At 60.1% G+C, this 21,042-nt stretch carries 16 protein-coding genes and 1 tRNA gene; 14 read left to right on the top strand and 3 right to left on the bottom strand.

Annotated features, from left to right (window positions below):
• Window positions 1-46: 46 nt before the first annotated feature.
• Window positions 47-1,105 (bottom strand): 3-deoxy-7-phosphoheptulonate synthase, encoded by a 1,059-nt coding sequence (locus ACWBU6_RS25645; RefSeq protein WP_452646153.1) that lies wholly within the window; start codon window positions 1,103-1,105, stop codon window positions 47-49.
• A 73-nt stretch (window positions 1,106-1,178) separates the two neighbouring features.
• Here ACWBU6_RS25645 and ybiB point away from each other — a divergent pair, with 73 nt between their 5' ends.
• The 7 genes from ybiB to ACWBU6_RS25610 all read left to right on the top strand — a co-directional run bounded on the left by ybiB (window position 1,179) and on the right by ACWBU6_RS25610 (window position 8,932).
• Window positions 1,179-2,153 (top strand): DNA-binding protein YbiB, encoded by a 975-nt coding sequence (gene ybiB, locus ACWBU6_RS25640; protein ID WP_452646152.1) that lies wholly within the window; start codon window positions 1,179-1,181, stop codon window positions 2,151-2,153.
• A gap of 64 nt (window positions 2,154-2,217) precedes the next feature.
• Complete coding sequence (locus tag ACWBU6_RS25635) at window positions 2,218-3,426, top strand: NAD(P)/FAD-dependent oxidoreductase (RefSeq protein WP_452646151.1); 1,209 nt, start codon at window positions 2,218-2,220, stop codon at window positions 3,424-3,426.
• 197 nt (window positions 3,427-3,623) lie between these two features.
• Window positions 3,624-3,836, top strand: a complete 213-nt coding sequence (gene rpsU / locus ACWBU6_RS25630) for a 30S ribosomal protein S21 (protein WP_005665410.1) — start codon at window positions 3,624-3,626, stop codon at window positions 3,834-3,836.
• 126 nt (window positions 3,837-3,962) lie between these two features.
• Window positions 3,963-4,412 (top strand): GatB/YqeY domain-containing protein, encoded by a 450-nt coding sequence (locus ACWBU6_RS25625; RefSeq protein ID WP_452646150.1) that lies wholly within the window; start codon window positions 3,963-3,965, stop codon window positions 4,410-4,412.
• 185 nt (window positions 4,413-4,597) lie between these two features.
• Window positions 4,598-6,394, top strand: a complete 1,797-nt coding sequence (dnaG, locus tag ACWBU6_RS25620) for a DNA primase (protein WP_452646149.1) — start codon at window positions 4,598-4,600, stop codon at window positions 6,392-6,394.
• A 169-nt stretch (window positions 6,395-6,563) separates the two neighbouring features.
• Window positions 6,564-8,810 (top strand): RNA polymerase sigma factor RpoD, encoded by a 2,247-nt coding sequence (rpoD, locus tag ACWBU6_RS25615; protein ID WP_452646148.1) that lies wholly within the window; start codon window positions 6,564-6,566, stop codon window positions 8,808-8,810.
• A 43-nt stretch (window positions 8,811-8,853) separates the two neighbouring features.
• Window positions 8,854-8,932, top strand: a tRNA-Ile gene (locus ACWBU6_RS25610).
• 52 nt (window positions 8,933-8,984) lie between these two features.
• Here the strand turns inward: ACWBU6_RS25610 and ACWBU6_RS25605 are convergent.
• Window positions 8,985-9,218 carry a hypothetical protein gene (locus ACWBU6_RS25605; RefSeq protein WP_452646147.1) on the bottom strand — a complete coding sequence of 78 codons (234 nt, stop codon included), beginning with the start codon at window positions 9,216-9,218 and terminating at the stop codon, window positions 8,985-8,987.
• A gap of 118 nt (window positions 9,219-9,336) precedes the next feature.
• Between ACWBU6_RS25605 and ACWBU6_RS25600 the strand changes: the two genes are divergently transcribed.
• The 5 genes from ACWBU6_RS25600 to ACWBU6_RS25580 all read left to right on the top strand — a co-directional run bounded on the left by ACWBU6_RS25600 (window position 9,337) and on the right by ACWBU6_RS25580 (window position 14,662).
• Window positions 9,337-10,590: a hypothetical protein gene (locus ACWBU6_RS25600; protein ID WP_452646146.1), complete on the top strand. Its 1,254-nt coding sequence runs from the start codon at window positions 9,337-9,339 to the stop codon at window positions 10,588-10,590.
• 8 nt (window positions 10,591-10,598) lie between these two features.
• Window positions 10,599-12,089, top strand: coding sequence for a hypothetical protein (locus ACWBU6_RS25595; protein WP_452646145.1), 1,491 nt, complete (start codon window positions 10,599-10,601; stop codon window positions 12,087-12,089).
• Window positions 12,090-12,191: 102 nt separating this feature from the next.
• Window positions 12,192-13,244: a DUF5694 domain-containing protein gene (locus tag ACWBU6_RS25590; protein WP_452646144.1), complete on the top strand. Its 1,053-nt coding sequence runs from the start codon at window positions 12,192-12,194 to the stop codon at window positions 13,242-13,244.
• A 194-nt stretch (window positions 13,245-13,438) separates the two neighbouring features.
• A complete protein-coding gene (locus ACWBU6_RS25585; RefSeq protein WP_452646143.1) occupies window positions 13,439-14,020 on the top strand; it encodes a DJ-1/PfpI family protein in 582 nt (193 codons plus the stop codon).
• A gap of 288 nt (window positions 14,021-14,308) precedes the next feature.
• The gene (locus tag ACWBU6_RS25580; protein WP_452646142.1) at window positions 14,309-14,662 is read left to right on the top strand and encodes a hypothetical protein; all 354 of its coding nucleotides are present in this window, start codon (window positions 14,309-14,311) and stop codon (window positions 14,660-14,662) included.
• Window positions 14,663-14,668: 6 nt separating this feature from the next.
• On the opposite strand, the gene ACWBU6_RS25575 is transcribed toward ACWBU6_RS25580, so the two are convergent.
• Window positions 14,669-16,819: a hypothetical protein gene (locus tag ACWBU6_RS25575; RefSeq protein ID WP_452646141.1), complete on the bottom strand. Its 2,151-nt coding sequence runs from the start codon at window positions 16,817-16,819 to the stop codon at window positions 14,669-14,671.
• A gap of 106 nt (window positions 16,820-16,925) precedes the next feature.
• On the opposite strand from ACWBU6_RS25575, the gene nosZ reads away from it, so the two are divergent.
• Together nosZ and ACWBU6_RS25565 are read left to right on the top strand one after the other, a co-directional pair.
• Window positions 16,926-18,854, top strand: coding sequence for a TAT-dependent nitrous-oxide reductase (gene nosZ, locus ACWBU6_RS25570; RefSeq protein WP_452646140.1), 1,929 nt, complete (start codon window positions 16,926-16,928; stop codon window positions 18,852-18,854).
• Between the two features lie 21 nt (window positions 18,855-18,875).
• The gene (locus ACWBU6_RS25565) at window positions 18,876-21,041 is read left to right on the top strand and encodes a 4Fe-4S binding protein (RefSeq protein WP_452646139.1); all 2,166 of its coding nucleotides are present in this window, start codon (window positions 18,876-18,878) and stop codon (window positions 21,039-21,041) included.
• Window position 21,042: the final 1 nt, after the last annotated feature.

Genomic DNA, 21,042 nt, shown 5'->3' with positions numbered 1-21,042 from the left:
AGTCAGCCGGTGTCAGGCCCATCGGGTCTGACACCGCTTGACCGGTTTAGGGGCGCGCGCGCAGTTCGCGATCCGCTTCCTTCAACATGTGGACCGTGGTATCCCAATCGATACACGCATCGGTCACCGAGCAGCCGTATTTCAGCTCGGACAGGTTCGAAGGAATCTTCTGGTTCCCCGCCACGATATTCGACTCGATCATCACGCCAACGATCGACTGGTTGCCGTGCACGATCTGGTTGACCACATCGGTCATCACCAGCGGTTGCAGTTCCGGCTTCTTGTACGAGTTGGCATGCGAGCAGTCGATCACGATATTGGCTGGCAGCTTGGCCTTCTGCAGCGATTGTTCCGCGATCGCCACCGATACGGAATCATAGTTAGGCCGGCCGTCGCCCCCGCGCAGCACCACGTGGCCGTGCGGATTGCCCCGCGTGCGCACGACAGACACATTACCCTGGCTGTTAATGCCCAGGAAAGCATGCGGATTGGCCGCCGACAGGATGGCGTTGATCGCAATGCCGATGTCGCCGTCCGTGCCGTTCTTGAAGCCCACGGGAGTCGACAGCCCCGACGACATTTCGCGGTGGGTCTGCGATTCCGTGGTGCGGGCGCCGATGGCGGTCCAGGCGATCAAGTCGCCCAGGTATTGCGGCGAGATCGGGTCCAGCGCCTCGGTGGCGGTTGGCAGGCCCAGTTCGCACACGTCCAGCAGGAACTGGCGTGCCTTTTCCATGCCGACGTCGACGCGGAACGAATCGTCCATATAAGGATCGTTGATATAGCCCTTCCAGCCGGTGGTGGTGCGTGGCTTTTCGAAGTACACGCGCATCACCAGCAGCATGGTGTCCTTGACTTCTTCCTGCAGCACCTTCAGGCGGCGCGCATAATCCAGGCCCGCGACCGGGTCATGGATGGAGCAAGGACCCACGACGACGAAGAGGCGCTTGTCCTTGCGCTCCAGGATGGCGCGCAGGTCAGCGCGGCCCTTGGTGACGGTGTCGGAGGCCTTGTCGGTCAGCGGCAGTTTCGCATGCAGCTCCTCTGGGGTAGGCATGGATGCGAACGAGGTAACGTTAATGTTTTCAAGGTTTTGGGCAATCATGATCAGTCTGCTTTTCAACGTGTTTTTTCTTGGGGGATCTAACAGTGTAGCCGAAATGCCGTAAACTGGCTGAATGACGACTAAACAACCTTTCCAGGCCGCCCCTTACATCAAGGAGATCGGCCGGGGCGCGAAAGGCGCCCGCAGCATGGACCGCGAGCAGGCGCGCGAATTGTGGGGCGCGATTCTTGACGGACGCGTGTCCGACCTGGAGCTGGGCGGCATCCTGCTGTCGATGCGTATCAAGGGCGAATCGGTGGGCGAGTTGGAAGGCTTCCTCGAGGCGTCCGAAGCCTCGTTTGACAAGCTGCGCGCGCCGGCGGGCGAGTTCGCGCCGGTAGTGATCCCGAGCTATAACGGCGCCCGCAAGATGGCCAACCTGACCGCGTTGTTGGCGCTGCTGCTGGCGCGCGAAGGCGTGCCGGTGCTGGTGCATGGCGTTGCGCATGACGTGGGCCGCGTGGCCACGGCGGAAGTATTCGAGGCGCTCGGTGTGCATGCTTCGCCCGACCACGGGGCAGCCGAAGCGGCGCTGGCGAATGGACGCGTTGCCTTCATCACCATCGACGCGCTGGCGCCGCGCCTGGCGTGGATGCTGTCGCTGCGCCGCATCCTCGGCGTGCGCAACTCGACGCATACGCTGGTGAAGATCATGCAGCCGTTCGCCGGGCCTGCGCTGCGCCTGGTGTCCTACACCCACCCGGAATACCTGGAATCGCTGGGCGAGTTCTTTACGCTGAACAAAGGCCACGCCTTCCTGATGCGCGGTACGGAAGGGGAGACTGTCGCCAACGCCAACAAGGCGCAGAAGATCGACTGGTTCCACGGCGGCGAACGCACGGTGCTGGTTGAAAAGCAGACGCTGGTCGAGAAGCTGCCCGAACTGCCGGAAGATAAAAGCGCCGAATCCACGGCGGCCTGGATCCAGGCCGTGCTGCGCGGGGAACTGCCGGTGCCCGATTCGATCGCCCAGCAAGTGGCCCACTGCAAAGACGTCGCGCGCCAAATGTCCACTTCGGGGTCAGGAACCAAAGTGGACATTCGCTAGGGCAAATGTCCACTTTTGTTCCTGACCCCGAAGTGGACATTTGCTTCGCGTAAAATAGGCGGTTATGGCTAAGGAATTTGATGTGGCGGTGATCGGCGCGGGCGCCGCTGGAATGATGTGCGCGGCGACTGCGGGCAAGCGTGGGAAACGCGTTGTGCTGCTCGATCACGCCGAAAAACTGGCGGAGAAGATCCGCATCTCCGGCGGTGGCCGTTGCAACTTCACCAATATTAATGCCGGTCCCGCCAACTTCCTGTCCGAGAACCCGCACTTCGCCAAAAGCGCCTTGTCGCGTTTTACTCCCCACGATTTCCTGGCGATGGTGAAGAAGCACCGCATCGGCTTCCACGAAAAGCATAAAGGGCAACTGTTCTGCGACGACTCCGCCGAACAGATCATCGACATGCTGCGCAATGAGTGCGCCGATGGCGGCGTGCACTGGCGCATGCCGGCCAAGGTGCAGGCGGTGGCGCAGAATGGCGCCGGTTTCGTGCTGCAGACCGATGACGGCGAAATCCATGCTGGCGCCGTTGTGGTTGCAACCGGCGGCCTGTCGATTCCAAAGATCGGCGCGACCGATTTCGGCTACCGCGTCGCCAAGCACTTCGGTTTGAAGCTGGTGGAGCCGCGTCCCGCCCTGGTGCCGCTGACTTTCGACGCCCAGGAGTGGGCGCCATTCGTCCCGCTGGCCGGCGTATCGCTCGAAGTGGACGTGGAAACCGGTTCCCTGAAGGGCCGCAACCCGACCGGCGCCCGTTTCCGCGAAGACCTGCTGTTCACACACCGAGGCCTGAGCGGCCCCGCCATCCTGCAGATTTCCTCGTTCTGGCAGCCCGGCACTCCGATCACGATCAACCTGCTGCCTGAGATGGACCTGGCGCAGACGCTGATCGAAGGGAAGGGCAGCTTGAAAAAGCAACTGGGTAACCTGCTGCCGCAATGGCTGCCAACCCGCCTGGCCGAAGGCCTGCTGCAGGTGCATGGCCTGGATCCCGAAGCGCGCATCGCCGACATGAAGGACGACACCCTGCGCAAGCTGGGCCGCGCCGTCAACCAGTGGACCATCACCCCGAACGGCTCGGAAGGCTACCGCAAGGCCGAAGTCACGCGCGGCGGTGTGGACACCCGCGAGCTGTCCCAGCAATCGATGGAATGCAAGAACGTGCCCGGCCTGTACTTCATTGGTGAAACAGTCGACGTCACCGGATGGTTGGGCGGCTACAACTTCCAATGGGCGTGGGCATCGGGAGTGGCTGCTGGCCTCGCGATCTGATATCATTCCGCTTCCGGCAACGCGTTTTCCGCCGGATTCATGATGTTAGCTGGGCTGAAATATTGCCCGCGAAAGACGTCGATATCCCCTTCGGAACCGCCTGAGTGGCCGGTTTGGCGTCTATTGTCTCTTCCATTTTTGAGCAAAACCTGCTAATATCGCTGTCTTTCCTGAACCCTAACGGTTTGAATTTTTACATGACTACTATCCGCCTTAAAGAAAACGAGCCGTTCGAAGTCGCAATGCGTCGCTTCAAGCGCACCATCGAAAAGACCGGTCTGCTGACCGAACTGCGCGCACGCGAGTTCTACGAAAAGCCAACCGCAGAGCGCAAGCGCAAGCTGGCAGCCGCCGTGAAGCGCCACTACAAGCGCATCCGCAGCCAGCAACTGCCTAAGAAGCTGTACTAATTCAGCTCTCGTTGGGCATTCTTGCAGGCGCACTGATCGCCACAGATGCCCACGCCAGAGTTTCAACCCGCTCCGGTAAAAGCCGCAGCGGGTTTTCCTTTTTCCACGCACACTTTTGAGGTAGCTATGAGCCTGAAAGCCCAGATTACTGATGACATGAAAGCCGCCATGCGCGCCAAGGAAGCCGGCAAGCTGGCCACCATCCGCCTGATCCTGGCTGAGATCAAGCGCAAGGAAGTGGATGAGCAGATCGAAGTCAACGACGCCCAGACCGTGGCCATCGTTGAAAAGATGATCAAGCAGCGCAAGGACTCCATCACCCAGTTCGAAGCCGGCGGCCGTACCGACCTGGCCGACATCGAAAAGGCCGAGCTGGCTGTGCTGGTGGCCTACATGCCCGCCGGCCTGTCCGAAGAGGAAGTCGCCGCCGAAGTGCAGGCCGCCGTCGCCGAGTCCGGCGCCGCCGGTCCACAGGACATGGGCAAAGTCATGGCCATCGTCAAGCCAAAGCTGGCTGGCCGCGCCGACATGACCGTCGTATCCGCACTGGTCAAAAAGGCCCTCACCCCGGCATAATCTACAGCCGAGTTCGTGTCAACCTTGGGGTCAGACCCTTTGGTTGCCACGCGTGGCAACCAAAGGGTCTGACCCCAAGGTTGACACGGGCCCAGCCATATCGTGGGCCGCGTGCGTTGAGGTGGATCAAACTCCCTTTGTGCGCGGCGGTATAGTCTGATTTATAACAAATACCGTTCAGCCTCGTGATTCCACAGTCATTTATTGCCGACCTGCTGAACCGCGTCGATATCGTCGATGTGGTGGGGCGCTACGTCCAGTTGAAAAAGGGCGGCGCCAACTATCAGGGCTTGTGCCCTTTTCATAGCGAAAAATCCCCCAGCTTTACCGTGAGTCCGACCAAGCAGTTCTATCACTGCTTCGGCTGCGGCGCCCATGGCACTGCCATTGGCTTCCTGATCGAGTATTCGGGCATGGGCTTTGTCGATGCGGTCAAGGACCTGGCCCAGAACGTTGGCATGGTGGTGCCTGAGCAGGACGATAAGATTCCGCCGGCCCAACGCGCTGCCCAGCAGCAGCAATCGATGGCGCTATCCGATGCCATGACCAGGGCGAACGAGTTTTACCGGGCCCAGTTGCGCCTGGCGCCGCAGGCGATCGGCTACCTGAAAGGCCGCGGCCTGACCGGCGAAATCGCGGCGCGCTTTGCCCTCGGCTACTCGCCGAGCGGATGGGATAGCCTGAAAGCCGTGTTCCCGGACTATGAAAACCCGGTCCTGGTCGAAGCCGGCCTGATCATCCAGAACGTGGACGAGGATGGCAAGCGCACCAAGCGCTACGACCGTTTCCGCGAACGCGTCATGTTTCCCATCCGTAATACCAAGGGCCAGGTGATCGCCTTTGGCGGCCGCATCATGGACCAGGGTGAACCAAAGTACTTGAATTCTCCGGAAACGCCTTTATTTTCAAAGGGCTCGGAGCTGTATGGCTTGTTCGAAGCGCGCCAGGCAATCCGCGATGCGGGTTATGTGCTGGTGACAGAGGGCTATATGGACGTGGTGGCGTTGGCCCAGATGGGCTTCCCCCAGGCTGTCGCGACTTTGGGAACCGCTTGCACCACGACCCACGTCCAGAAATTGTTGCGTCAAACCGACAACGTGATCTTTAGTTTCGACGGCGATAAGGCCGGCCGCCGCGCCGCCCGGCGTGCGCTGGAAGCCTGTCTACCGCATGTGTCGGATGATAAGACGATCAAGTTCCTGTTCCTGCCGGCTGAGCATGACCCGGACAGCTATATCCGTGAATATGGCGCCCAGGCTTTCGAGCAGCAGGTGCATGAAGCGATGCCGCTGTCCCAGTTCCTGCTGCGCGAGGCGGCTGGCGAGCATGATTTAAGCTCGCCTGAAGGCCGCGCCCGCGTTCAATTCGACGCCAAGCCGCTATTGCAGGCGATGCCGCCGACAGCGCTGCGCCTGCAAATCGTGCGCGGCCTGGCGAACATGACGCAGAGCACGCCGGGCGAGATTGAGCAACTGTTCGAGCTGGCCAAACCGGTGGCGGCAAACAAGAAGGCACCAGCGAAAAGCCGGCGCGAACAGCCGGTTGGGCTGGAGCTGAAGCTGATCCGTGTCGTGCTGACACACCCGACACTGGCGCTGGAGCTGGACGATGAAGCGCTGCTGGCCTTCAGCCACTTTGGCCAGGAAGCCGCCGAGCGCCTGGTCTGGCTAATGGTGCAGGCACAATCGCTGGGAGAGCAGGGCAGTTTCGCGGCTTTCTGCCAGTTGGTGAAAGAAACGGGCAGCGATTATGATGCGCTGATCGGTGAGATCGCCGCCGCGCCGGAGCCGGACATCGAAGGCGAGCGCTTGTGGCTGCTGGCCACGGTGCGCCACCTGAAGATGGATGCATTAAAACAGGAGTTGGACCAGCTGTTTACGACCGGTTTGTCTTCTGAGGAGATTGGCGTACGCTACCGCGAAATTACTGCCAAGCAAGACCAACTGAGGAAGGAAGCTGAAGCTGAATTGAGCCCGAGGTAATTGCCCGCACGCACGCAAACCTTCCCGTCTGGTAATTGTAAAGTGGCGTGCTATAATAAAATGCTAAATATTGCAATATTTAGCGGGTCTGTTTTTTCGTTTGTTTTCAGTAAGTTACAGTAGTAGTTGTTGCGGTTTGTAGTGGACTTAACTATTCCCGAAAGCGCCTGTGCCAGCAAAGAAACCTGAAACCAAAGCGGCTGAAAAGCCTCGCAAAGTGACCGCCAAGCCTGCGACGAAGTCGGCTGATAAGCCGGCTACTCGCGTCACCAAGGCACCGCCGGTGGTTAGTCAGACAACGGACGCGGCCGCCCTGGCTGCCATCGATACTTCCGGATATGTGCTGCCAACCGTCAAGGTGCCGGGACGCCGTGGCCGCAAGCCGAAGGAATTCACGCCGGAAAACGACGAGGTAGCAGCATTGAACGCTGTTGAGCGTGCCGAGATGAAGGCTGCGGACAAGGCGAAAGCCAAAGACCGCAAGGCCAAGGAAAAGGCACTGCTGAAAGATGCGTTCTCGTCCGACACCGAGGCCACGGAAGAGGAACTCGAGCGCCGCCGCCAGAAGCTCAAAACGCTGATCAAGTTCGGCAAGGAGCGCGGCTTCCTCACCTACGCTGAAATCAACGACCACCTGCCAGAAAATATCGTCGATCCGGAAGCGATCGAGGGCATTATCGGCACCTTCAACGACATGGGCATCGCCGTGTACGAACACGCACCCGATGCCGAGACCCTGCTGCTGTCGGATAACGTCGCCACTGTCACCAGCGACGACGAAGCCGAAGCCGCCGCCGAAGCCGCGCTGTCCACCGTCGATTCCGACTTCGGCCGCACCACCGACCCGGTCCGCATGTACATGCGCGAAATGGGTTCGGTCGAGCTGCTGACCCGCGAAGGCGAGATCGAAATCGCCAAGCGTATCGAAGACGGCCTGCGCGACATGATCCAGGCGATTTCCGCCTGCCCGGTGACGATCGCCGAGATCCTCGCCACCTCCGAACGTATCCGCATCGACGAGATCAAGATCGACGAAATCGTCGACGGCCTGGTCGATGAGGAGGGCGAAGCCGCCGCTGCAGCACCAGCCGCTTCCGATGAGGAAGAAGAAGACGAGGACGAGGAAGAAGAGGACGAAGAAGAAGAGGAGGAAGCCGCCAGCCCGGGCGGCGCGGCAGCCGGCTACACCGCCGAGCAGCTGGAAGCCATGAAGCAGGCTTCCCTCGAAAAATTCGACAATATCGCCAACCAGTTCGAGCGCATGCGCAAGGCGTTCGAGAAGGATGGCTACAACTCGAAAGCCTACCTGAAGGCGCAGGAGTCGATTTCCGCCGAGCTGCTGGGCATCCGCTTCACCGCCAAAGTGGTGGAAAAGCTGTGCGACACCCTGCGCGGCCAGGTCGATGAAGTGCGCCATATCGAGAAGCAGATCCTCGATGTGGCGGTGAACAAGTGCGGCATGCCGCGCGCCCACTTCATCAAGGTCTTCCCGGGTAACGAAACCAATCTGGAATGGGTGGATGGCGAAGTCTCGGCTAGTCACGCTTACAGCGCGATCCTGGGCCGCAACATCCCGACCATCAAGGAGCTGCAGCAGCGCCTGATCGACCTGCAGGCACGCGTCGTGCTGCCGCTGCCGGACCTGCGCAACATCAACCGCCAGATGGCGGCCGGGGAAATGAAGGCGCGCAAGGCCAAGCGTGAAATGACCGAGGCCAACCTGCGCCTGGTGATTTCGATCGCGAAGAAGTACACCAATCGCGGCCTGCAATTCCTCGACCTGATCCAGGAAGGCAATATCGGCCTGATGAAGGCGGTCGACAAGTTCGAGTACCGCCGCGGCTACAAGTTCTCCACGTACGCAACGTGGTGGATCCGCCAGGCGATTACCCGTTCCATCGCCGACCAGGCGCGCACCATCCGTATTCCGGTGCACATGATCGAAACGATCAACAAGATGAACCGGATCTCGCGCCAGATCCTGCAGGAAACCGGCGCCGAGCCGGATCCGGCAACCCTGGCGATCAAGATGGAAATGCCGGAGGATAAGATCCGCAAGATCATGAAGATCGCGAAAGAGCCGATCTCGATGGAAACGCCGATCGGTGACGACGACGATTCCCATCTGGGCGACTTCATCGAGGACAACAATACGCTGGCGCCATCGGACGCGGCGCTGCATGCCTCGATGCGCGGGGTGGTCAAGGATGTGCTCGATTCGCTGACGCCGCGTGAAGCCAAGGTGCTGCGTATGCGCTTCGGTATCGAAATGTCGACCGACCACACTCTGGAAGAGGTCGGCAAACAGTTCGACGTGACCCGCGAGCGTATCCGCCAGATCGAAGCCAAGGCATTGCGCAAGCTGCGCCATCCATCGCGCTCGGACAAGCTGAAGAGTTTCCTGGAAGGTAACTAAACTTGACGAATAGGGCCGCTGGCCCTATCCTGCCGGGTTCTCAGGGCCCTTAGCTCATGCTTGGTTAGAGCAGAGGACTCATAATCCTTTGGTGCGCGGTTCGACTCCGCGAGGGCCTACCAAATAGCGTTGAATAAAAAGGGGTTACGCTCTGTCGTAACCCCTTTTTGTTTTCTATGCTGCTTTCCGCCGGAAGTACCAGGTGAGGTAGACAACGAAGACAATGGCAGCTGTGATCATCCCCGCGATCACTCCTTTCGCCAGCCATTCATAGCCGCAACCGTTTCCATACACATGACCGAACCAGCGACAAGGCATCTGGAGGAACAACAATGTCCCGCCTACGCCAATGACCAGGCTTAGAAGCAGTCCCCCCAGCACGGCCCAGAATTTTGCAAACAGATTCAATTCAAGCTCCTTATCTTCGATCGCCGCGGATTATAGGTCTTATTGATTTGGCAATCACACACCGTTGAATTGCTAATCGTGCATGAGGTGCGATTGCTATTATGGTAATCTTTCTGATATGCACCGGAATCTGCCGTTCAAACCCATCCTGCTTGCCTTTTGTTTCCTGCTCAGTGCTTGCGGCCATCCGCCCGAAGGACCTTACGCCGAGTGGCTTGAAACCGATGAAATGGTAGACTCGGTTAGCCAGGAGGGGCCGTTCACGATCCTGCATATCGAGTATGTTCCGACGGATTGGCTCAGAATATTCTCGTCGCAGAATCGATTCGACCGTGTGCTGTACAAGGGCAAAGTTGTCTTGGACAAGGGCGAACCGGCGCAGCTGTGGCAAGGCCTCGGGCAGCCGGTAGTCATTGCGCATCAATACGCCGATATCTCGGACGACCAAAGCCCACTGTTTCTCATCTACGAGCGCAATAACAAGGCTGTTGTCGAACATATCGACATGGGCATCCCCGTCAAGTGGATTGGTGAACCGATCGGCCCTGGGCTGCGCTACTTCAAGGACGAAGACCGCAAGTACCAAGGATCCATTCTCAAAGCCTTTCCGGTTGAGAAAACGAATCTGCCGAAAGGGCCTGCCTGGCCATCGATAAATAGCCTGGCGGGCTTTACCCCGGACATGAAAGCCTTCGCTTATGTGGACTCCCTGTCTGAGCCATCGGTGGTAATCGTAGTCGACGCAAAGGGCCATATTGGCGAACCGATACCCCTGCCAGCAAGGCCCCGCGTTCCGGAAGAGGTGCAGACGAGCGAATACTTGGGAAAGCTGTATCCGTGGTTCGATGCCCAATTCAAATGGCAAGTAACGCCCACCGGTAAATGGGACCTGGCCCGGACAGCGCCAATGGAAAATGACCGCAGTGCGACCAGTGCCCTCGAAGAATTGTTTCTCGATGCCGGCGAAGGCTATCGAAACTGTTTCGGCAGCACCAGTATCGCCTGTCTCGATGGCTGGCGCAGGGATCCGGAAGGCGAAGCATATGAACACTGCAAATGCGCCGGGGCCCATGTCTACAGGCCAGTCCAGCCGGTGCAGGCCTTCGGTTGGCCTGTGAACAGGCTGTTGTATGCAACGTCAGGCAATGGTTCTGCTTACCATTTGGTTCTCGATGCGCCTCCTGAAAAAGTGGTGGGCGAAATTCGCAAGCGGCTCAGGGCCCGGCGCCTGGAAGTTGCTGACACAGGTGAGAATGCGCATGAAAGTGTCGATGCCAATCAATTCGTCACGCCAACCGTTACCGTGCGCGTCGAAGCGTTCGAACAGGGCTCCCTCATTCGTACTATCGCGCGCTATCCAGCAAATCAATAAGATTCGTCATGCACATCATCAAATTCTTTGGGGCCGCCCTGGCTGGTCTTGTATTTACCAATGCAATTGCCGCAACCCTGCCACTTGGCGCCAAGAAGTTCACGCCATTGCACGTTGGCTTTGCCGCCGACAATACGCGCGCTTGCCTGGCAGGCGGGGGCTTTGACCCGGAGTCGATGCAGAGCACGGGCGAGTTGTTGCTGCTAGACCTGAAACGCGATGCAGTGCTGGCGCAGGCGCACATCCCTGTGCCGGAGGATTATGCATCGCTGCACCCGGTGCAATGCGCGCTTGACGGTGACAGTGTCTACCTGCTCGCGAACGTGAACACGCAACTCCCGCGCTCGCTGAACCAGGGGATCGTCTACCTGTACCAGTTCAATTTGCAGGGGAAGCAGCTTGGCAAGAAGCGCCTGGTGATTGAGGGACGCAATAGCTACGGCCATGCACTTGGCGCATCCGCGAACGGGGTGCAAGTCGCGGGTTATATCAAGGACGAGGACGACACCACTGAGTATTACTCTTTCTTTACGCTTGCGGTAGACCGTCGCCTGAACCAGGGCAAGCTGAATGTCCGGAAAACGGGAGCATTCACGAGCGGTGCCGAGGCGCGCTTCGTGGGTGACTACCTGCAGGTTGCCGGGCCATTCCTTCCAGCCAAACTGGCGAAGAACGATTGGACCGATGATTATGCGAATTCGCGCGTCCTGGCAAATGGTGGTTATGCCTGGAGCATTCGGCCGTTCAAACAGCCCCCGCGCAATGTGGCGGCCGGAATTTCCCAACAAGGTGCGATTTATTCGCTGGCATATGGCGACACCGGGTCGACGCTTGCGGTGACCAGCGCCGAAGGCAAGCAGCTTTCGTTGGCCACTTACCCGAGCAAATTCTGCGAAACGAGTTCGATTGCAGAATATGGCGTTGACGTGCTGGCCTTGCGCAAGCCTTGCGATGAGAGGCGCAAGGCGGCGGAGCTAGTGCTTATTTCGCCGGCCAATGGAAAAGAAAGCCCACTGCAACTGGCGCCAGGTGAGCCGGTTTTCGCTGCTGCCAATTCGGGCCATTGGCTCGTGATCTCGAGGGATGCCGCTGGCAAGCTGGCCTGGCATACCGGACCGATAGACGGCGATACCCGCTTCAGCCAGATGGCGGCGGGCGTGCAGCATTCCTTGAGCCTTGGCCGCATCAGTATCGACAGGAAGGGGGCGCGTTCTTTCGACTACGTTTATGAGCAGCGCGCCGGCGAGTGCCGCTTCAGCGTGAACGGGCATGCCGTCGAGGTGGATGTCTTTAATCCCCAAGGCGCGAATGGAAAGTCGCTACCGCAAATCGTTTTGTACGAAAGCGATGGCCTTGCACTTACACTGCCATTGGACGGGCCGCCACAGGAGGTCTCGTTCTCAGGCATCCTGACGCCAGAGCAGGTGAAGCGCAGCTGTGGCGGCAAGAGCGGCGGCAAGCTGTCCCTCACTTTTACGGCGGCGGGCGCTCGCCGCTGATTGCCATTGATCCGCTTGATCTTGCAGCCTGTCGCATAGTGAGGGCGCGCACGCGCGTGCGATCCTAGAATCAGCCATCCTATTAACGGGCAGGGGAGTGCAATGGGCATGTGGAAGAAAGTGGTGTGGGGACTGGCTGCGGCGTCGCCGTTGATGGCGCAAGCGCAGGTCGATTTGACGAAGCTCGATCGCGACATGGCTGGTCCGAAGTCGCAGGTGCTGGTGCTTGGCACGATGCACCTGAGTGAAATGCCGGCCGGCTTCAACCCGGCTTCGCTTGGGGGCGTTATCGACCGCCTGGCCGCGTACAAGCCGGACATTATCACCATTGAACATGAGCCTGGCGAGGATTGCGATCTCGCCAGGCGCCATCCGGCAAAGTTTGGTCCTGACTGGTGTCCAAGTACTGATGTGGCCAGGGCCGCAACCGGGCTGGATATTCCGGCGGCATTGGCCGAAGTGGACAAGACCCTGAAGGCGTGGCCGGGTCAGCCATTGCCATCGCAGCGCCGGCGGCTGGCGGCGGCGTTCCTGGCGGCGAACGATCCGGCGTCGGCGCTGGTGCAGTGGTTGCAGTTGCCCGCGGCAGAACGGCGTGCCGGCGATTCGCTGGATGCGGCGCTTGTGGCGGTACTGATGAAGCTCGAGACGCGGCAGAATGAGGACAACCTGATTGCGGCGCCCTTGGCTGCGCGCCTTGGCTTGCCCCGGGTTTACCCGGTCGATAACCATACTGGCGACAATATCAAGGTGTCCGATATCAAGGCCTTTGTCGCCTCGCTCGAAGCAGCCTGGGCATCCGGCAACGGCGAGATGAAGGTGCTGGGCAAGCGCAAGAACGACATGGCGCTGGCCAACGATATGCTGCCGCTGTACCGCTACATTAACAGCCCGGAAAGCATGCGGATCCACGCGGAGTCGAATATCATCGGGCCGATGCGTGCGAAATCCGCGGAAGCCTATCCGCAGATCTGGGTAGGCGGCTGGGAGGTTCGCAACCTGCGCATGGTGGCCAACATTCGTGAGACCTTCCGCGAACGTCCAGGTGTTCGCGTGCTTTCCATCGTCGGCGCATCGCACAAGCCGTGGTTTGACCAGTGGCTTGGGCAACTGCAAGGTGTGGAAGTCGTGGACGCGGCCGAAGTCCTCAAGTAATTCGTTCGAGCTGGCGCGTTGCGGTGCGACTTCGGCGGGTGCGCAAGCGCAGCGTGCAGCGCGCTTGCGCCACCAGATCACGATGCCGGTTGCGACAGCATCGCCACCGCCAGGCCGAGCAGGCAAATGAAGACTGCGCCGGAGAATCGGTGTACAGTGAGTTTCCCTGTTGTTTTGTTGAAAAGGAGATCGAAATGGCAATCAAGAAGATCCTGTTTTTGACGGGCGATTTTGCGGAAGACTATGAAACCATGGTGCCGTTCCAGGTGCTGCAGATGGTTGGGCATACCGTGCATGCGGTCTGTCCCGGCAAGAAGGCGGGCGAGAAGATCAAGACCGCGATCCACGATTTCGAGGGCGACCAGACGTATACCGAAAAACCGGGCCACCAGTTCGCGCTGAATGCGAGCTTTGACGAGGCGCGTACGTCGGCTTACGATGCGCTGGTGATCGCCGGCGGACGGGCGCCGGAATATTTGCGTCTCAATCCCCGCGTGCTGGAAACGGTGCAGGAATTTGCCAAGGCGGGTAAGCCGATTGCAGCGATTTGCCACGCTGCGCAGATCCTGACTGCGGCAGACGTCATCAAGGGCAAGCGCATCTCGGCTTATCCAGCCTGTGCGCCGGAAGTGCGCTCGGCCGGAGGGGAGTACGTTTCGGTCGAGATGGACCAGGCGCTCACCGACGGCAACTTCGTGACGGCGCCGGCCTGGCCTGCGCATCCGCAGTGGATGGCGCAGTTCCTCAAGCTGCTCGGAACCGAGATCAAGCCTTAATTCGCTCCAAAGCAGGGTGAGAATTTGCTGGAGTGCCGGTGCGCGCAGCGATGTGCGCAGTGCGGAATCGGTGGTAGCGTGGGCCGTCCAGCCTACGCAAGGGCAATGGCAGGTCGCGCTGTACTCGCCGAAACGGCCGGCAGCCCGACCTGGCTTCCCGCCAGTCAGCAGCGTCACGTCCGCGATTGTAGCGTTGCGGATGCCGAACGTGTGGCGTTTGAATCGTGTGCAAGCAGCCGGAGACTTATTGTAAGCTCGTCGCCCTCTCAATCATCAACTGGAAACGTCATGCGTGTCTTGCTCACAGTCGTTGCATGTCTCGCCGTCCATCCGGCTAGCGCAAAGCCGGCCACTGCCTGCCCGCCTGTCATCGGCGAGCGAGATATGATGGTCGGCTCGGTAGTGACCTTGGGGACCAACAAGCGCATTGGAGAATTGTGCAAAATCGAAGCGCCACGCGTTCAGAAAATGGTTGCCAAGAACATGATGGCGTTAAAGCCTTGTCTTCAGGAGCTGGGCGTCAAGGACGTCGAAATCAAAAAGGCGATGGAAAAAGGCGAGGTTGCGGGTCAGGAAATATACAGCCGATCGGGCGCAAAGGTCGAGCTTTGCGCCCGGGTCAACGAAGAATTCGATTCCTGATCCTTATCAGCGCGGCACAATGGCGAACTGGGGCCGCTCGCTGTAGTTCGGCTTGACGCTACGGCCGATGAAGCGGGTCCACGCCTCGCGGGCGTTGGGGACGCCGGTGGCAGCGGCCATCGCCAATGCCGGCTGCATATTCGAAGGGTAGCCTTCCGGCGAGGAGGCGTAACCGGTCATCTCGCCGGCCTGCCATGGCGAGCGCCAGACTTTGGCATCCTTGTCGGCCTGGGTGCGCCAGTCGGCCTGGGCCTGGCTGCCGCAGGGCTGGTCCAGGTAGCGTGCGCCGGTGCTGTTGACCATTGGCGAACCGTCGTTCTTGCGCATGGTGGCCTGGTAGGCCTCGGCGAAGCTGGTGTAGTAGCCGGATGTGGCGCTTGGCCGCACCATCAGCGCGTAGACGGCGCCGTCGATCCAGCAATAGCCGCTCGCCATCATGCGTCCGATCGGGAAGCGCGCTTTCCACGTCAGGATCGGTTCCGCTGCGGTAAATCCCATCTCATGCAAATGGCCGACGGCTGATGTGAAGAAGTCATCCATCCAGGGCGCGACGCCGGTACTCGGACCGTTTGGACCGCTGTAAGCCACCGCATAGCTGGTGGCGGTATTGTCGATAAAACCCAACTGGTTGGTGGTGCTGCCGGCGAAAGTGGTGTTATAGAAATCCAGGTTGTCCTTCAGGACCTGGTTGAAGTATGCCTTCATCGGATGCGCGTCCGGCGTAATGTAGGCGGCGTGCCCAAGCGTGCGCAACGACCAGGCCTGGCCACGCACCTGGTTGCCCTTTACCAGGCCTTTGGACAGCGAGCGGTAATGCGGGTTCATCGTGAGCAGGTTCCAGTTCGCCCAGAATTGCAGCTCGTCGAGATGATACGTATCGCCGCTGAGGAGATAGGGAAGGTAGGCGAAAGAAGGCTGGTGGGCCGTATCGGGCGTGTATGGCGTTGTGCAGGCACCAGCTTCGGTCGAGGTGCAGCGCGGCATGTCTTCATGTTTTCTGGTGACGGGGTTGTAGCTGTCGGAGCCGATGCGCTGGTCGCGCACGTAGGGGTACTCGATGATGGACACCACCTGGTCGGTGTTCTTGTCGCGGTAGTGGATCGGCCAGCTTCCCGCGAGGTCGCCCAGTCCGGCAGTCACCTGCCTGGCGCGTGCATCCATGCTGAGTATGTACATGGCAGCCCAGGCGTGCTGCAGCCCGATATCGGGGCGGCCACCTGTCGATGGCATGTATTTGTTCACAAAAGGCATGGACATCGGGCCGCTGTCGGCCGCTTCCCAATCCATCTTCATTTTGGCGAGGGCCGTTTGCGATGGAACGACGGTGCGGTCGTAATTGGGCAGGGCGCGTGTGCCAAGCAGGTACGCAATGTCATGCTTCACGTGCACTTTCGGTTCGGTGCCGGTCCAGAATACCTTGCGCCAGCGGGCGTGGTGGAAATGCGTCAGCGCGGCCTTGCTGTACACCGCCTGATTGTTGACCAGTACTTCGGCGTCGTAGGTCACGTTTTTGGGATCGGGTTCATAAGCCCAGTTGTTCTCGACGGTGACGTCAACGCGCGTCGGTCCGGGGCGGTCGGTGCCCGGCAAAGTGTAGCTGCGGATTGCGAAGCGCGCAGTGAGGTGCGGGTGGGCGATGCCGTTCGCTGTCACGGGACCGGCTACCTGCCATTCGTTGACCAGTGCACCGGAGAGCCAGGTTTTATATGGCTTGCTTGTCAGTAGCTGGGCTGCGTCCGCACTGAAAACGACGCCTGCGACGTTGAGCCGGACAATGGCGCTGAAGCCGCTGGCCAGCAATGCGCTGGGGCTGGCGCCACCGGCGGGAGCGGGGGCCGGTGCCGTGGCCAATGCCAGGGCCGCAGCTTCGCCGCCGGCAAGTTGCGGCAACACGGCAGTGAGCACGGCATGTCGCACCGAGCCATCGGCATGGGTGGCCTTGATGTCGGCTTGCAGCGGCAGCGCGGCGCCCCTGAATGTTGCGGCGATGGTTTCGCCGGGCTTCACATCACCTTTGGCGAAGACATGGCCGACTGTGACCGGTACGCCGGCTTGCGCCTGCGCCGAGGTATCGCTCATTTGCAGGGACGGCAGCTGTGCCGCAGCTGCGGTGCTGGCGGCCAACAGGGTTGCGAGGTAGGACAGGAATGATTTCATGGGCAGATCCTCTCAAATTGAAAGCGCTTGACCTGAATCAATTTAATTAATGGGCAAACTCCGTACAGTCCTGCACTGGAATAACACAGAGTAGGAGTATTGAAACATGGGTAGCGACAATGAGGTAAACGACGTGCAAACGAACAGCCGTCGTCGATTCCTGGGTAAGAGTGCTGCGCTAGGCTTGGCCGGCGCCGGCGTGCTGGCAGGCTGCAAGGAGAACGGTGCGGGGGCGCCCGGTTCTGCTTCGGCATCGGCAGCAGCGGCGGGCAAGTCGCATGGCGCGAGCAAGGCGCATGTGGAGCCAGGCCAGCTGGATGACTATTACCTGTTCTCCAGCGGCGGGCATTCCGGCGAAGCGCGCATCATGGGCGTTCCTTCCGGCCGAACACTACGCCGCATCCCTGTTTTCAATATCGATCCTATGGTTGGTTGGGGTATCACCAACGAGTCCAAGGCCATCATGGGCACCAAGCCTGACGGCAGCCTGAAATACACCACCGGCGATACCCACCACGTGCATGGCAGCTACAAGGACGGCACCTACGATGGCCGCTACCTGTGGGTGAACGACAAGATCCACTCGCGCCTGGCCCGCATCCGCATGGACACCATGGAATGCGACAAGATCACCGAACTGCCTAACGTTCAAGGCTTCCATGGCATCTTCCCCGACAAGTGCGACCCGGTCGACAAGTCGGTCAACCACACCACCCGCGTGTTCTGCGGCGCCGAATTCGCCATTCCGTTCCCTAACGATGGCCGCGACCTGGATGATCCTTCCAAGTGGGGTTCGCTGTTCACATGCGTCGATGCGGAAACCATGGAAGTGCGCTGGCAAGTGCGCGTCGACGGCAACATGGACTTGACCGCGACTTCCTACGATGGCCGCTTCGCCTGCTCCAACCAGTACAACACCGAGAACGCGCCAGACCAGGCAGGCATGATGGCCGCCGAACGCGATGCCTGCGTATTTTTCGACGTGGCACGGGTGGAAGCGTTGGTCAAGGCCGGCAAATTCACCACCATCGGTTCCTCGAAAGTGCCTGTGGTCGACGGCCGCAAAGCCGCCAATGCCGACCCCAAGACCGCGGTGACCTGCTACGTCCCGGTCGGCAAGAACCCGCACGGCGTCAACGCTTCGCCGGACGGCAAGTACATGGTTTGTTCCGGCAAGCTGTCGCCCACTGCGACCGTGATCGAGGTGGCGCTGGTGGCCAAGTGGTTCGACGGTGACCTGAAAACCGAACGCGATGCGGTCGTGGCGGAGCCGGAAATCGGCCTGGGTCCATTGCACACCGCCTTCGACGGCAAGGGCAACGCTTTCACCACACTGTTCCTGGATAGCCAGATCGTCAAGTGGAACGTGGCCGCTGCCATTGCCCAGTTCAAGGGAGACAAGAACGCCAAACCTGTGGTGGACCGCGTGGACGTGCACTACCAGCCGGGCCACGGCTACGCTTCGATGGGCGAAACCAGGGAGGCGGACGGCAAATACTTCAACTCCGGTAACAAGTTCTCGAAGGACCGTTTCCTGCCGGTGGGCCCGCTGCACAGCGAAACGGAGCAGCTGATCGACATCACCGGCGACAAGATGGTGATCATCTCCGACCACACGGCCTATCCTGAACCGCATGATGCGATCATCGTGCGCCGCGACATCGTGAAGACGCGCCAGATCTACAACATGGACGACTTTCCGAACAAGGTAACGGCGGATAACGCCGGCATCACGCGCAACGGCAACAAGGTGCACGTACGCCTGATGTCCCAGGCGCCTGCCTTCAGCATGCCGGTCATCAAGGTGAAGAAGGGCGACGAGGTGACGATCACGCTGACCAACTACGACAAGGTGGAAGACCTGACTCACGGTTGCGCGATCCCGACCTACAACATCAACTTCATCGTCAACCCGCAGGAGACCAAGTCGGTCACCTTCAAGGCTGACCATGCCGGTGCGTTCTGGATGTATTGCACGCATTTCTGCCATGCGCTGCACCTGGAAATGCGCAGCCGCTTCCTGGTGGAGGCTTAAGCCCGCGAGGGTGGTTTATCCATGCTGTATCGACTGATTTCCCTGCTTTGGGCGGCGCTGCTCGCGATGGTGTGCACAGCGCCCGCCTCGGCCACTTCGATGTACGACACCGTGCTGTCCGCGGGGTTGATGGTTGGTCCCGATTTGTGTGCCGAAGCGCCGTGCGGAGATGTACTGCCTGCCGCAACGGCGTTTTCCAGGCGCAAGGGCGCGCCGGCCTACGTCGAGGGCTATGCGCTTGAACAGGGTAAGCAGAAGGTGGTGGGGTATGTGTTCCTATCCACTGACGTGGTGGACATTCCGGCGTACTCCGGCAAGCCGGTCATCACGCTGATCGGCATGGATACCAGAGGTCTGATTACCGGGGTGCGTATCCTGAAGCACTCCGAACCGATTTTGTTGGCGGGCATTCCCGAAACTGTGCTGACGAAGTTCGTCGGCCAGTACCTGGGAAAGTCCGGCGACGCCAAGCTGGAACTCGGTCTTGGACGTGATGGTGGTGATCTTGATGCGATCAGCGGGGCCACCGTTACTGCCATAGCCGAGAACCAGACCATTGCGCAAAGCGCGTATGAGATTGGCAAGCAGGTTGGCATCTTCAAGGGGATGGTCAAACCGCGCGCCCATTTCACGCCGCTGCGCGAACGTCTGGACTGGGCCGCGCTCGTTGAGGAGGGCGCGGTCCGGCACCTGCGCGTGGAAAGCGCAGATGTCGGCTTGCCCGCCGGCGGCAAGCCGTACATGGATCTGCATTTCGGTTACCTGAACGTGCCGACTATCGGCATCAGCCTGCTCGGCGAGCGCAATTACCAGCGCCTGATGCATGACCTGAAGGAAGACGAGCATGCGATCTTCATCATCGGAAGCGGCCTGGAATCGTTCAAGGGCTCCGGCTTTGTACGCGGCGGCATCTATGATCGCATCCAGGTGCGCCAGGATGCGGACCGCTTTACCTTCCGCGACACCGATTACCTGAACCTGTACCACCTGGAGCCGGCCGATACGCCGGAGTACAAGGAATCGGCGATCTTCATCGTCCGTTCCGCCAACTTCAACCCTGCCTGGCCGTGGCAACTGAGCCTGCTGGCCAACAAGCTGGACCTGCAGACGCATGCCAAGGTTTTCGTGCATTTCGACCAGGAGTACTGGACCCCTGCGCGCTACCTGGAAGGGGGGCGTCCGAAAGTCGAGCGCCCGGTACCGGCGTGGAAGTCGGCCTGGCTGGCGCGCAAGGCCGAAATTGTCTTGTTCGCGCTGGTGCTGCTGGCGACGGCCGGACTGTATTCTCAGCGCGACCGCCTGGTGCGTGCATCGAACCGCAAGAGCAAGCCGCTGATCAGCATTCCCCGCACCATCCTGTGGGGGATCGCAGTGGGCTTCTTTGGCCTGTACCTGAAGGCGCAGCCGTCGATCACCCAGGTGATGACCTGGTTCCATTCGCTGATCCACCAGTGGAAGTGGGAACTGTTCCTGTCCGATCCCTTCATCTTCATCTTCTGGTGGTTCATGGTGGTCACGGTGGTGTGGTGGGGACGGGGCTTGTTCTGCGGCTGGCTGTGCCCGTTTGGCTCGCTGCAGCACCTGGCATACAAACTTGGAACGCTCATCGGGTTGGGACGCTTTCAGGGCCTGCTGCCAAAGCGTGCGCACGACAAGCTCAAATGGGTGAAGTATGGGGTGTTCGCGGTGCTGGTTGGCGTGTCCTTCTACTCGATGGAACTGGCCGAGCACCTGGCCGAGATTGAGCCGTTCAAGACGACCTTCCTGGTCGGCGTGCTGAATCGCGGCTGGCCGTTCGCAGTCTTCGTGGCGGTCATACTCGGCATCTCTATCCTGAGCGAGCGTCCTTATTGCAAGTACATCTGCCCGCTGGGCGCCGGTCTGGCCGTGCCTAGCTTCTTCCGCCTGTTTGGCCTGAAACGCAAGCAGGAATGCGTGACCTGCACCGCTTGCGCCAAGGGTTGCGGTTCGCATGCAATCGATGCACAGGGCCGTATCGACCAGAAGGAATGCCTGCTTTGCCTCGACTGCATGGTGATGTACTACGACGACCATGCTTGCCCGCCGCTGGCCAAGGAGCGCAAGGCGCGCGAAAAGAACGGCCAGCCGCTGACGCCTATTGATGAACGCGGCTACTTTATCCCGCTGGATGCAGTCCGCAGTGAACTGAAAAGGAAGGCAGGGTAAA

The sequence above is a fragment of the Pseudoduganella sp. HUAS MS19 genome, from assembly GCF_053615455.1.
This window is presented reverse-complemented; position numbering and strand designations above follow the sequence as displayed.

Excerpts from the sequence above, each read along its gene's own strand:
- ACWBU6_RS25645 (WP_452646153.1), bottom strand. The coding sequence starts at position 1,105 with ATGATTGCCCAAAACCTTGAAAACATTAACGTTACCTCGTTCGCATCC.
- ybiB (WP_452646152.1), top strand. The coding sequence starts at position 1,179 with ATGACGACTAAACAACCTTTCCAGGCCGCCCCTTACATCAAGGAGATC.
- ACWBU6_RS25635 (WP_452646151.1), top strand. The coding sequence starts at position 2,218 with ATGGCTAAGGAATTTGATGTGGCGGTGATCGGCGCGGGCGCCGCTGGA.
- rpsU (WP_005665410.1), top strand. The coding sequence starts at position 3,624 with ATGACTACTATCCGCCTTAAAGAAAACGAGCCGTTCGAAGTCGCAATG.
- ACWBU6_RS25625 (WP_452646150.1), top strand. The coding sequence starts at position 3,963 with ATGAGCCTGAAAGCCCAGATTACTGATGACATGAAAGCCGCCATGCGC.
- ACWBU6_RS25600 (WP_452646146.1), top strand. The coding sequence starts at position 9,337 with ATGCACCGGAATCTGCCGTTCAAACCCATCCTGCTTGCCTTTTGTTTC.
- ACWBU6_RS25595 (WP_452646145.1), top strand. The coding sequence starts at position 10,599 with ATGCACATCATCAAATTCTTTGGGGCCGCCCTGGCTGGTCTTGTATTT.
- ACWBU6_RS25590 (WP_452646144.1), top strand. The coding sequence starts at position 12,192 with ATGGGCATGTGGAAGAAAGTGGTGTGGGGACTGGCTGCGGCGTCGCCG.
- ACWBU6_RS25585 (WP_452646143.1), top strand. The coding sequence starts at position 13,439 with ATGGCAATCAAGAAGATCCTGTTTTTGACGGGCGATTTTGCGGAAGAC.
- ACWBU6_RS25580 (WP_452646142.1), top strand. The coding sequence starts at position 14,309 with ATGCGTGTCTTGCTCACAGTCGTTGCATGTCTCGCCGTCCATCCGGCT.
- ACWBU6_RS25575 (WP_452646141.1), bottom strand. The coding sequence starts at position 16,819 with ATGAAATCATTCCTGTCCTACCTCGCAACCCTGTTGGCCGCCAGCACC.
- nosZ (WP_452646140.1), top strand. The coding sequence starts at position 16,926 with ATGGGTAGCGACAATGAGGTAAACGACGTGCAAACGAACAGCCGTCGT.
- ACWBU6_RS25565 (WP_452646139.1), top strand. The coding sequence starts at position 18,876 with ATGCTGTATCGACTGATTTCCCTGCTTTGGGCGGCGCTGCTCGCGATG.